This window comes from Lentzea sp. NPDC036955 (genome assembly GCF_055608005.1).
In genome coordinates this window covers 377,107-389,022 of record NZ_JBVJRC010000001.1, presented here as the reverse complement: position 1 = coordinate 389,022, position 11,916 = coordinate 377,107, and the positions used below count along the sequence as shown (strand labels likewise).

The 11,916-nt window shown below is 71.7% G+C and carries 7 protein-coding genes; 1 reads left to right on the top strand and 6 read right to left on the bottom strand.

The window, feature by feature from the left end:
- Positions 1-35: 35 nt before the first annotated feature.
- From ACZ7CF_RS01870 to ACZ7CF_RS01860, 3 genes are read right to left on the bottom strand one after another with little or no spacing between them, the layout of a single operon-like run.
- Positions 36-1,361, bottom strand: coding sequence for an esterase/lipase family protein (locus ACZ7CF_RS01870; protein ID WP_470368575.1), 1,326 nt, complete (start codon positions 1,359-1,361; stop codon positions 36-38).
- Positions 1,358-5,272, bottom strand: a complete 3,915-nt coding sequence (locus tag ACZ7CF_RS01865; protein WP_470368574.1) for an AAA family ATPase — start codon at positions 5,270-5,272, stop codon at positions 1,358-1,360. Before ACZ7CF_RS01865 ends, ACZ7CF_RS01870 begins: the two co-directional genes overlap by 4 nt.
- 58 nt (positions 5,273-5,330) lie before the next feature.
- Entirely contained in the window at positions 5,331-6,113 is a 783-nt protein-coding gene (locus tag ACZ7CF_RS01860; RefSeq protein ID WP_360387239.1) for a slipin family protein, read from the bottom strand.
- Between the two features lie 163 nt (positions 6,114-6,276).
- Between ACZ7CF_RS01860 and mshC the strand changes: the two genes are divergently transcribed.
- Positions 6,277-7,515 (top strand): cysteine--1-D-myo-inosityl 2-amino-2-deoxy-alpha-D-glucopyranoside ligase, encoded by a 1,239-nt coding sequence (mshC, locus tag ACZ7CF_RS01855; protein ID WP_470368573.1) that lies wholly within the window; start codon positions 6,277-6,279, stop codon positions 7,513-7,515.
- Between the two features lie 87 nt (positions 7,516-7,602).
- On the opposite strand, the gene ACZ7CF_RS01850 is transcribed toward mshC, so the two are convergent.
- The 3 genes from ACZ7CF_RS01850 to ACZ7CF_RS01840 all read right to left on the bottom strand — a co-directional run bounded on the left by ACZ7CF_RS01850 (position 7,603) and on the right by ACZ7CF_RS01840 (position 11,693).
- Complete coding sequence (locus tag ACZ7CF_RS01850; protein ID WP_470368572.1) at positions 7,603-9,153, bottom strand: helix-turn-helix domain-containing protein; 1,551 nt, start codon at positions 9,151-9,153, stop codon at positions 7,603-7,605.
- Positions 9,154-9,294, bottom strand: coding sequence for a hypothetical protein (locus ACZ7CF_RS01845; RefSeq protein WP_360387246.1), 141 nt, complete (start codon positions 9,292-9,294; stop codon positions 9,154-9,156).
- A 602-nt stretch (positions 9,295-9,896) separates the two neighbouring features.
- Positions 9,897-11,693 carry a S8 family peptidase gene (locus ACZ7CF_RS01840; protein WP_458433306.1) on the bottom strand — a complete coding sequence of 599 codons (1,797 nt, stop codon included), beginning with the start codon at positions 11,691-11,693 and terminating at the stop codon, positions 9,897-9,899.
- Between the last annotated feature and the right edge of the window lie 223 nt (positions 11,694-11,916).

Genomic DNA, 11,916 nt, shown 5'->3' with positions numbered 1-11,916 from the left:
GCGCCTCCTCCGTGACCGGACAATCGTCCTCCCGGTCAGACGTCCCGGCAATCCGCGACGAGCACCGCCGAGGTCACCGGCACCACCGGAGCACCCACCGCGGTGCCGCTGACCTGCACGTAGTAGGCGCCGGGGGCCAATTCACCGAATTTCGCGGTCATGGTCTCGGAGATCGCCGGAACGCGTGCTTCGACCTGTTTGCCGTTCTCGTCCAGCAGCGCCACCTTCACCGCCCTGGCCGGCGTGTCGCGCAGCTCGACGGTGACCTCCAGGTCCTCGCCGACCAATGCCAGGTCTGGCACGCTGACCTGCGGTTCGGTGGCCACCACGTTCCTGGGGACGATCGTCTTCGAGGTCAGGAACGACTCCACCATGTCCAGCACGGCCGCGTTGTCCTGCAACGACGTGTGCTGCTCGGTCACCCGGTGCAGCGTGTTCGACGACAACGCCAGCCCCTTGCGCGCGGCCCCGACCATCGGCACGGTCGCGTCGCCGTAGAGCTCCTCGCCCTCATAGGTCCGAAGGCAGGTCACCTTGCCGTCGGCGATCTTCACCGTCGTGGCCGTGGGCTGTTTGCCACCGAGGATCGCGTACGTCTTGTCGGCGAACGAGTCGGTCAACGCGCCGTGGAACGCCATCGCGTCCGCGACCATCTTGGTGTCGACCTCGGGCAACGTGAGTTCGGTGGTCTTGAGCAGGCCGTCCGGCGACTCGATGCACGCGTACTCGGGCAGCAGCTGGTGCAGCGACGGCAACGACCGCGCGAACCCGGTCAGGTCGGCCGCCAGCGGCCCGAGACCCTTGCGCACGCCGTTGACCAGCTGTTCCAGTGCCATCGCCGCGCCGCGGTAGGGCGTGCCGATGGTGATCAGCTTCGCGGTCCGCTCGGCCATGCCGCACTGCTCGACGCACCACCGCGCGACGAGCCCGCCCATCGAGTGGCACACGAAGGTGACCTTCGCGTCCGGTCCGAGCCGGTCCAGCGCCTCGTCCACGCGCCGGGCGAGCAGCGCGCCGTTGTACCGGTTCGACAGCCGCCAGTCGTAGGCGAAGAGCAGCAGGGTGCCCTTCTCGACTGTGTGACCGAGCGAGCCGAGGCGCCGCGTGAGCCGGTCGTAGCCCTTCAACGGCGTCCAGATGCCGGGGACGACGTGCAGGTCGGCCATCAGCGCGACCGGCTCCACGCCGTCGCCGGGGTGCTCGTCGCCGATCCCCTCCGGCAGCGTCAGCCGCCGCAGGCTGCGGCCGAGCGACAGCACGGCGCGCAACGCGGCCCTGCCGGAGACCTCCCAGACCATGCCGTCCTCGTCCCGCAGGGTGCTGCCGAGGATGCCGGGCAGGACGACGACGAGATCGCTCATGATGACTCCTCGGCGAGCTTGCGGATGAGGGTGAGCAGGGCCGGGTCGGCGGGCACCAGGTAGGTCAGCTCGTGGATCCACGCCAGGCGCCGGTCCGGGGACGGCAGCGCGAGCCGGTCGTCACCGGCCCTGGCCCGCGCGACCACCCGGTAGAGCGCGGCCAGCGGGTGCGGCCCCAGCGCGACGACGGCCTGGGTGAGCGCCTGCGGGGACGCACTCGCGGCCAGCCCGCGCAGGACCTCCGCCACCCGCGCCGGGTCCTCCAGCGCGGTCAGCACGGGGTCGAGCACCTCGGTGTCCTCACTCGCCAGCAGCAGCAACGCGTGCGCAGGCCGGTTGTCCCGCACGGTGCGCAGGACCTCCTTGTCGAGCAGCTCGTCGCGCCGGGTCGCGAGCAGCTCGCGGCGGCGGGCAGGGCCGGCGTCGGTGAACTCGTCGGCGAGGCTCGCGAGCAGCCACGGCCGGTACGCCGGTGCCACGCCCTGCGCCTGCGCGGTCCTCCGCCGCGACTGGATGACCTGCGCCTCGATCAGGCTGGTGCCGTACAGCGCCTCGGTGACGGCAACGTCCGCGCCGGGCGACAGCAGCTCGGGGTGCGCCAGCAGGACCGCGCGCTCCTCGGCGTACGACCGCGCGAACACCCACCGGCGGGCGGTCGCGAGCAGCTCGCGGTCCACCGTCAGCCAGTCCGGTGCCGCGTCCCACAGCCACGGCTGCCCGCAGGCACGGGCGGAGTCGTGGTGGCGGCGAGCGATGTCGTGCACGTCGTGCAGCGCCTGCCGGGACTGGCCGACGTGCGTGAGCGCCTGGCACAGCCACGTCGCCGCAGCCGGGTCGCCCGCCGTGGTGGCTGCCGCGCGCAGCACCAGCAACGTCGCCAGGTGCGGTCCGGTGAACCGCGCCACGACCCGTTCCCAGGCCTCCTCGACGATCTCCGGCCGGCCCAGCCGCGCGCAGACCACGTCGAGCGTGAACAGCGCCGCCGCGAGCGTCGACAGCCGGTGCTCGTGCTCGGGCAGCAGGCACACCTCGACCGTCCGCAGCCCGGTCACCAGCGCCTCGCGCGGTTTCTCGGCGTCGCGCTGGCGGCGCATCAGGTTGTGCAGGGCCTGGCCGTGCACGCGCAGCCCGTCGGCGAGGTCCGCGGCCTTGCGGGCCGAGCTCAGCGCCTCCTCGGTGCGGCCGACCATGCTGTGGGCGACGCTCAACGCGAGCGCGGCGTCGGCGAGCTGCGGTTCGAACGCCGCGTGCCGGCCGAGCGTGCCGTTGATGTCCGCCGCCTGCTGGGTGGTGCGGTCGGCGTCGGACAGCCGGCCCAGCGACAGGTAGTCGCGGCTCAGCTCCACCAGCGCGGTCACCAGGTCCGCCAGGTGCAGCGGGTTCGTCTGCGCCAGCGCGCAGTACAGCTCGACGGCCTGCCGGGAGCGCTGCATCGCCTCGTAGCGCCGCCCGGTGTCGCTGCACCGCGCCGCGAGGCACACCATCGCGCGCGCCAGCGGGGCGTCCGCGTCCACCGCCGCCACGGCGTCGCGCGCGGTCGACAGCGCCTCGTGGCGGCGCCCGAGCATCGCGTAGACCTCGCTCAGGTCGACCAGCGCACCGCTGAGGTGCGCCGCGTACGTCTGGTTCTCGCCGGGATGGGGTGTCGTCTTCGCGATGCGCTGCGCGAGGCGTTTGTGCGTCAGGGTCTCCGCGGTGGTCGGGGTCGCCGCGACCAGCTCCCGGTAGCGCACCACGGCCTCCTCGGCGGGCGCCACGGCCTGTTGCAGCCGGCCGGCCTCGCGGAACCGGGTGCCGAGCCGGTTCAGCACGAACGCCAGGTCTGCCAGGTACATCCGCGCCGCCGGCACGAGCGCGCGGAAGTGCGCCGCGGCCTCCTCCAGCGGTTCGACCGCCTCGTCGCCGCGGCCCCAGTGCGCCAGCTCGTTCGCCGCCGCCGTCGCCGCGAGTGCGATGTCCGGCAACAGCATCCGGTTCGCAGTCGCCAGCTCGCGCAGTGCGCTCAACGCCTCGTTGCCGGCGTGCCCGCAGTGCCGCCACGCGTACTTCCACAGGTAGCCGGGCACGTCCGGCGGCACGCCCGCCTCCAGCCGCTGCCGGTACAACCGGATCAGCGCGCACGCCACCTTCTCCGCCCCCGGCGCGAACACCCGGTCGTGGCCGGGGGTGAACTGCGGCCGCAGGTGGTCGGCGAACGTCTGGTGCGTGAGCTTGAAGACGGCCGTGCCCTCCTCGCCGTCCTGCACGATGTGGCGGCCCAGCTCGGTGAGCACCGCGGTGATGTCGTCGCGGCCGAACCGCTCGCCCGACAACGCCTCCGCGACCGCGCGCCACTCCTCCTCGGGGAACCCGGCACCGTAGCTCCACGTCAGCGCCGTCAGCAGCGGCCGTGCGGCGGGGACCTTCGCGAGCTCGCGGTCGAACGCGGCGACCAGCGACAGCCTGAGGTCAGCGCCGCCGTCGGACAGCAGCTGGTCGGTGATCATCCACGCGGTCAGGAACGGGAGCCGCGCCAGCTCGTCCACGGTGGACTGCGGAGCGGTGGGACCGAGCCGGGCCAGCACGTACTCGCGGACGTCCGCGGCGCTGCCGGCGTCGTCGAGGTCCAGCACCTCCACCGGTGACAGCTCGGTCAGCAGCGGCGCGCCGCCCACGACCCGGTGCGCCTGCCGCGTCGACACCACCACGACGGCGTGCTGCGCGAGCTTGGTCAGCAGCGACGTGGCGATCGAGAACGACTCGCCGCGCGCCTCGTCCAGGCCGTCGACGACGAGCACCGGCGGCTCCGGGAGCGCGCTGACCACGCCCACCAGCTCGGCGGCACCGCGCCGCGGTCCCTCGGGCGCCGGGACCAGGCCCGCGGCGACCAGCTGGCGGCTGAGCAGGTCGGCGACCCGGTCCGCGTCCATCGCGCGGGCGTGCACGGCGGCGTCGATCGAGTCCTGACCGGGGTCGGCGTGCCGGAACGGCGGCCCGCCGGAGAGCAGCAGGTCGCGTTCGGCGGCGTTGGACAGGCTCACGACCCGGCCCACGACCGCCGACTTGCCGCTGCCGGGCGACCCGGTGACCACCCGCAGCCCCGGCACGCCCGACCGGACCCAGCCGACGACCCGGTCGACCTCGGCGGTGCGGCCGGCGAACCACGACCGGTGGTCGGCCGAGTCACCGCCGCGCGCGGCCAGCAGCAGGTGCTTGACCACGGTGTTCGGCGCGTAGAGGGGGTTGGGCAGCATCGGCTGCGCCGAGCCGTACTGCACGAACCGCGGCCGTTGCACGTCGCTGTCCCACGCGTTCAGCAGCGCCGTGCCCACCGTGCCGCCGTCCACGAGCGACGTGCGGTCGCTCCACCGCCACACGTCGGAGTCCGCGCTCGGGCCCCCGCGCAGCAGCCTGCGCAGCCGGCCGCCGAACAGCCCGTCGCGGGCCGTCTCCACGCCGGAGCACGACACCAGCACGCCCGCCCAGTGCATCTGCCCGGTGAGCAGCTGCTCCTGCATGTCCGCGATCGTGCCGAGCGCCTCGTCCAGCTGGGTGCCCGAGTAGCAGGCGTCGACGACCACCAGCACCTGGTGCGCGCCCGACGCCGCACACCACAGCACGAAGTCCTCGACCGCGATGCCGTCGGCGCCGCCGTCGTTGTCGCGGGCCAGCAGCCTGAGCTTGCCCGCGACCGGCACCGCGTGGCCGCTGAACAACGCCACCAGGGCGCCACCGTCCTGCGGGGTGCGCCGCACCGCCTGCATGTGCGCGCGGACCTCGGCCTCGGTCGGGTCCGCCAGCGGCTCGCCCTCGTAGCCCTTCAGGAGCGCGCGCAGCTCCAGCACGTCGCTCACGGCGTGCTGCAACGGCTGCAACAGCTCGTAGGAGCTGACACCGATGCCGACGAACCTGCCCCTGGCCTTCTCCCGCATGTCGGTCGTACCCCCTGCCCGGACGTCGTTCGCGGGACAGCGGCGTTACGCCGTTAACTCACTCGGGCGAACGGCGGGGGAGCGGTTCGCCGGTGTTCTTCTCCAGGAACCGCAGCAGCTCCACGGGGAACGGCAGCACGAGCGTGGAGTTCTTCTCCGCGGCCACCTCGACGATGGTCTGCAGCAGGCGCAGCTGGAGCGCCGCCGGTGTCTCCTGCATGCGGCCGGCGGCCTCGGACAGCTTCTTCGACGCCTGCAGCTCGCCGTCCGCGGTGATGACGCGGGCCCGCCGTTCGCGTTCGGCCTCCGCCTGCCGCGACATCGAGCGCTTCATGCTCTCCGGCAGCGCCACGTCCTTGATCTCGACCCGGTCGATGTCGATGCCCCACGACAGCGCGGGCGTGTCGATCATCAGCTCCAGGCCCTGGTTGAGGTTCTCCCGGTTGGACAGCAGGTCGTCGAGCTCGCTCTTGCCGATGATCGACCGCAGCGACGTCTGCGCGACCTGCAGCATCGCGAACCGGTAGTCCTCGACGTTGATGACGGCCTTGGCCGGGTCCTGCACCTTGAAGTAGACGACGGCGTCCACGCGCACGGTCACGTTGTCGCGGGTGATGCCGTCCTGAGCGGGCACGGGCAGCGTGACGATCTGCATGTTGACCTTGCGCAGCTGGTCCACGCCCGGCACCAGCATCGTCAGCCCCGGCCCGCGCACGCCCTCCCGGAGCCGGCCGAACCGGAACACGAGCCCCTGCTCGAACTGCTTGATCACGCGCGCGCTCATGGCGAGGCCGATGGCGCCGAGCGTGACGAGTCCGCCGAGGACTTCGAAGATGACCATGAGACCCCGCCTCCACTCATCGGCGAATTCCCCGATCTCCCACGGTACGCCCCTACGCGCAGGTCACGGTCGCGGCGGACCGGCCGTGCTGGTCCGTTCGGGGTGCTCGTCCCAACACCCGGAAAGTGCACTCCACCCGTCGGCACGCGTTAGTGTCGGAAGCATGCAAACCTGGTCATCCATTCCTGTGCCGCGGGTTCCGGGGGACCCCCGCCCGCTGCGGCTGTACGACACGGCTACGGGCGAAGTGCGCCCGACGGCGCCAGGAGACACCGCCAGGTTGTACGTCTGCGGCATCACGCCGTACGACGCGACGCACCTCGGCCACGCCGCCACCTACCTGGCGTTCGACCTCGTGCACCGGATCTGGCTCGACAACGGCCACAACGTGCACTACGTCCAGAACGTCACCGACGTCGACGACCCGTTGCTGGAGCGCGCGCTGCGCGACAAGGACGACTGGGTCGTCCTGGCCATGCGCGAGACGGCCCTGTTCCGCGAGGACATGGAGGCCCTGCGCGTCCTGCCGCCGCAGGACTACGTCGGCATCGTCGAAGCCATCCCGGAGATCGTCGAGGTCGTCGCGAAGCTGGTGGCCGACGGCCACGCCTACCGCGTGGACGACGACGAGTACCCGGACATCTACTTCGAGCACAACGCCACCGGCCGGTTCGGCTACGAGTCGAACTACTCCGAGGACACGATGCGGGCGCTGTTCGCCGAACGCGGCGGCGACCCGGACCGCCCCGGCAAGAAGCACCCCCTCGACGCCCTGCTGTGGCGGATGAAGCGCGAGGGCGAGCCCTCCTGGCCGTCCGAGCTGGGCGAGGGCCGCCCCGGCTGGCACATCGAGTGCAGCGCCATCGCCCACAACCGCCTCGGCATGGGCATCGACGTGCAGGGCGGCGGTTCCGACCTGATCTACCCGCACCACGAGTACTCGGCCGCGCACGCGGAGGCCCAGACCGGCGAGCACCCGTTCGCCCGCCACTACGTGCACGCGGGCATGATCGGCCTCGACGGCGAGAAGATGTCGAAGTCCCGCGGCAACCTGGTCTTCGTCTCCAAGCTGCGCGCGGAGAAGGTCGACCCGAACGCGATCCGGCTGGCCCTGCTCGCCGGCCACTACCGCGCCGACCGCCCGTGGACCTCCGCACTGCTCGACGAGGCCCTGGCCCGTGTCGACAAGTGGCGCAGCGCGGTGTCGCTGTCCTCCGGTCCGTCCGCTGTGGACACCGTGACCCGGTTGCGCGACCACCTGGGCAACGACCTCGACACCCCGCGCGCGTTGGCCGCCATCGACGCGTGGGCCGACGAGGCGCTGTCCGTTGGCGGGTCGGACTCACACGGACCGTCGCAGATCCGCACCGCCGTGGATGCGTTGCTGGGCGTGGAGCTCTAGCCGGACGAGCCGGTCACGGCCCTGGGCTCCAGGGGCGATGACCGGCTCGTTCCGCACGGCCGTGGTCCGGTGCGGTCTTCCCTCACCTCACCAGGCCCACCTGATGCCGTAACCGTGGCCCGCCTGCAGCTCGGCGAAAGCGGCCCGCACCTCGCCGCCGTCGTCCACGGAGACGTAGTCCCGCCCGGTCTCGATCTCGTCGGCGTCCCGGTGGAACACGTGGTCGACCCGCCACACGGCCGCGGGCTTCCGGCTGCCGAACCGCGATACGAGCCGGAAGCGCTCGCACCTCCGCTCCGGCCAGAACACGTACCTGGGGCTCAGCCGGCCGTTCGGCACGCTGACCTGCAACACGAAGTCGTGCACCTCGCCGGACCGCAGCCGGCGGGGCAGACCGAGCCCCAGCACGAACCGCCGCGGCGACGGCCGCTCCTTCGACAACAGCTGTGCCCCGTGCAGCACCGTCACGTCCAGCTCCCCGGGGCTGTCGTCACCGTTGCGCGGCAGCGTGAGCGACCAGGTGATCCGGTCCAGCCCGTCGCGGTCGGCCACGATCGTCCTGCTCTCGGTGCAGCGCGGAGTGGTGCCGTCCAGGCTGAGCACGGCCTCGAACGCGCGCACGTGCCAGGCGTGCTCGCGGGAGGTCATCAGCGCCGGCCGGGGCGCCGCGACCGCGGCCTCGGCCATCCGGGTCAGCGCCTCGTCGATCCTGCGTCGGGACGTCCCGGGGCTGCGGTCCTGCTGCGCCGCGAGCCACTCGACCCGTTCCCGGAACACCCGGTGCGGGGCGTCCGGGTTGAGACCGAGGGCGGTGAGGACGGTGACGCGGACGTCGGCCGGTAGCCCACCCGCCACTGAGTGGACCCACTCGCCGACCTTGCGGCGCACCACTTCCGCACCGTCGAAGTCGGTGAGGTCGCAGAGCTCGCGCAGCACCGGGCCGACCGCGTCCTTCAAGTCGGGTGCGTGCACACCGGCCCCGCGCCGCATCCTCCGCAACTCCTCGGCCAGCGCCTCGTGGCTGAGCGAGCCGGCCGGAAGACAGGCCGTCCCCTGGAAGGACGCCCGGACCGCACCCGCGTTGTCCGCGGCACGGTCGTGCGCACGCACCCACGGTTCCCGCTGCCGCATCGGCACCTTGCAGGCGTTGAGGATCGTGTCCAGGCTGTCCAGCCTGAGTGGACGTGCCGTCGTCAGCCAGCGATGAGCGGACGTGTGCGTCATCGGGTGCCCGGCCGCCGCTGCCGCGTCGCACAGCGCCTTGGCCCTGAACACGCCGGACTCGTGCGCCAGCAGCACCACCTCGTCGTGCAGGCTCTCCCACGAGTCGGCGCGTTCCGGGCGCGGCGGCCGGGTCGATCCCTGGCTGCGCGCCTTCTCCCGGCGCCACACGTGCCCCGCCTCGACCACGGCGTCGTCCCGCCCGCACCCCTCGACGAAGGCGATGACCAGATCGAGCGAGGGCATGACCTTCCCGCTGAGGGCTTCGGACAACGACGCCTGCGAGTAGCCGGTGTCCGCCGCGAGCCGGGTCAGCGTCAGGTCGGCGTTGCCGGTGTAGAGGCCGCGCAGGAACCCGGCCACCACGCCGGCCGGGCTGTGCTCGTCGCGGATCGGCTTCAGCCGCTTCTGGCCCACTCACCTCACCCGGCCCTTCGACGACCTCTCGATGAAGATCGCGGTCGTGGCCGTGATGGCGACGAGGAGGGCCAGGGAGAGCACGAGGCGCGTTTCCGCCTCGGCGTCCCGCACCTCCGGGGGACGGACGCGGAGCAGCACTGACTGCAATGGCGGGGGTACCGCGCAGATGATGGGAATCACCGAATCAACTCTCTCGGGTTGCGGTCCGGACGAATCGGCGTAACTGGCGTCCGGGAGCTGCCGTCTCCCGGATGCCGCTCGATTGGTACCGCTGGCCCGAAGCGCGCGGCAAGGCATTCGGGCTGTTCACCGAAGATGCGCGGCGATGTTCGGTGCGGAGCCCACGGGGACCCGGTGTTCTTCGGCTCTGGACCCACCGGCCGGGCCCACCGCTCAGATCGTCGCCATGTGCACTGATCAGCCCGCTGGTCGAGCTGTGGGCGGACTGACCAGGATTTGACGCGGATTTGGCCACGATCTCGACTGCGCTTCGCGCGTCGCGCGGTGTCAAGATGGGGTCACCTTCGCGGGCGAAGGCACCGAGTCTCGCTGCGGTCCAGACGAGTTCGGTCGACAGCCCCCTTGCTGCCGCTTGTGGGAGCCGTCAACGCGATGTGGGGTGCCCGGAGAACGGGCACCCCACATCTTTCACGGAAGCGTCCGACTTCGCGCAAGGCACAGCAACGAGGAACCGCCCCCGGCACGGATGCCGGAGGCGGTCCTCAACGCACAGCCGAGGCTCAGACGTCGAGCGTCCAGCTGGTCAACGTGCCCGTGTCCAGGAACGCCGCGTCACGCACGCGCAGCGTCCAGGTGCCGTTGGCGGCCTCACCGGACAGGTCCTTGGTGTAGGTCTCGTTGATGTTGTCGGCCGAGCCGCCGCTGCGGTTGTGCAGGTTCACGACGGTGCCGTCCGGCGCCACCAGGTCGACGACCAGGTCGCCCTTGTAGGTGTGGGTGATGGCGACCTTGACGGTCGAGCCGGCCGAGGCGTTGCCCGCGCAGCCGGAGACCACGATGGTGCTGGTCACCGTGCCGAGGTCCGGGATCGCGGCCGGGGTGGAGTTGGTGCGGGCGTCACAGCTGCCGCCCACGGCGTTGACGGTCCAGGAGAAGGTGGCCGAGCCGGTCTTGCCGGTCGAGTCGGTCACGGTCGCGGTGACCGAGGAGGTGCCCGCGGTGGTCGGCGTGCCGGAGATGGCGCCGGAGGAGGACGCCGACAGGCCGGCCGGGAGACCGGTCACGGACCAGGTGTACGGCGGGGTGCCGCCGGAGGCCGAGAGCTGCAGCGACACCGGGGTGCCGACCGTGGAGGTCTGCGCACCGGGGTTGGTCACCGCCGGGTTGCCGGGCTGGCCGCCGCCCCACAGCGTGTAGAGCAGCTTGTTCGGGGTGTTGGCGCCGACGTTGGTGATCTTGTTGGGGGTCGAGGCCGCGTCCAGGCCCGCCCAGACGGCGGCGGGGGAGTCGGTCGGGTGCGTGGCGAGCCACAGGGCCACCGCGCCCGCGACGTGCGGGGTGGCCATCGAGGTGCCGGAGATGTTGTTCGTGGCGGTGTCGTTGGTGTTCCACGACGACACGATGTTCTGGCCCGGCGCGTAGATGTCCGTGCAGGAGCCGTAGTTCGAGAACGAGGCGCGCGCGTCGGTGTTGGTCGACGCGTTGACCGTGATCGCCTCGGTGACGCGGGCGGGCGAGGTGCTGCAGGCGTCGGTGTTCGAGTTGCCGGACGCGATCGCGTAGGTCACGCCGGAAGCGATGGAACGGCGCACGGCCGCGTCCAGGGTGGAGTCGGCGCCGCCGCCGAGCGACATGTTCGCGACCGCGGGCTTCACCGCGTTCGCCGTCACCCAGTCGATGCCGCTGACGACACCGGCGGTGGTGCCGGAGCCCTGGCAGTTGAGCACCTTCACGGCGACGACCTTGGCGGCCTTCGCGAGGCCGTACTGCGAGCCCGCGATGGTGCCGGCGACGTGCGTGCCGTGGCCGTTGCAGTCGCTGTTGTTGCCGTCACCGGAGGTGTTGGTGCCCCAGGTGGCACGGCCGCCGAACGTGGCGTGGGTGGTGCGGACACCGGTGTCGATGACGTACGCCGTCACGTTCGACGCGGTGGTGTCGTACTGGTAGCTGTTGCTCAGCGGCAGGTCGCGCTGGTCGACGCGGTCCAGACCCCATGACGGCGGGTTCTGCTGGACGTCGAGCATGTGCACCTGGGCGTCCTGCTGGACGTAGGCGACGCGCGGGTCGGCTGCCAGGCGTGCCGCCTGCTTCGCGGTCATGTTCACCGAGAAGCCGTTGAGCGCGTGCTGCCAGACGTCGCGCACCTTGCCGCCGTAGCGACCGGCCAGGTCCGGAGCGGCGGCCCTCGACGCCGTGCCGGCCTTCAGCGAGACGATGTAGCTGTCCTGGACGACGTCGGCGCGGTCGGCGCCGAGAATCGTGCCGGTGATTTCCTGAGCTGAAGCGGTGGGAACCACGGCGGCGGCCAGACATGCGGCAGCGGCGGCGGCGAGTCCCGCACCCAAGACTCTTCGCATTGCAGGGTTCTCCCTCGTGCAGGGAACAGGGTGTCCTGCACGCTAGACCAAACCCGCAGGTCAGAGGGATAGACCGGTACGACGCAACTGTTGACGTTTTTGCGTGTGCATGTCAACGGACGAATCGCTCACCCGCAGTCACGGAAATAGACCGAGAGAGCGCATTTGAATTCCCTATACCAACTCGACCGCCGAAGTCCAACCCGTCGATCGGCCCTACCGG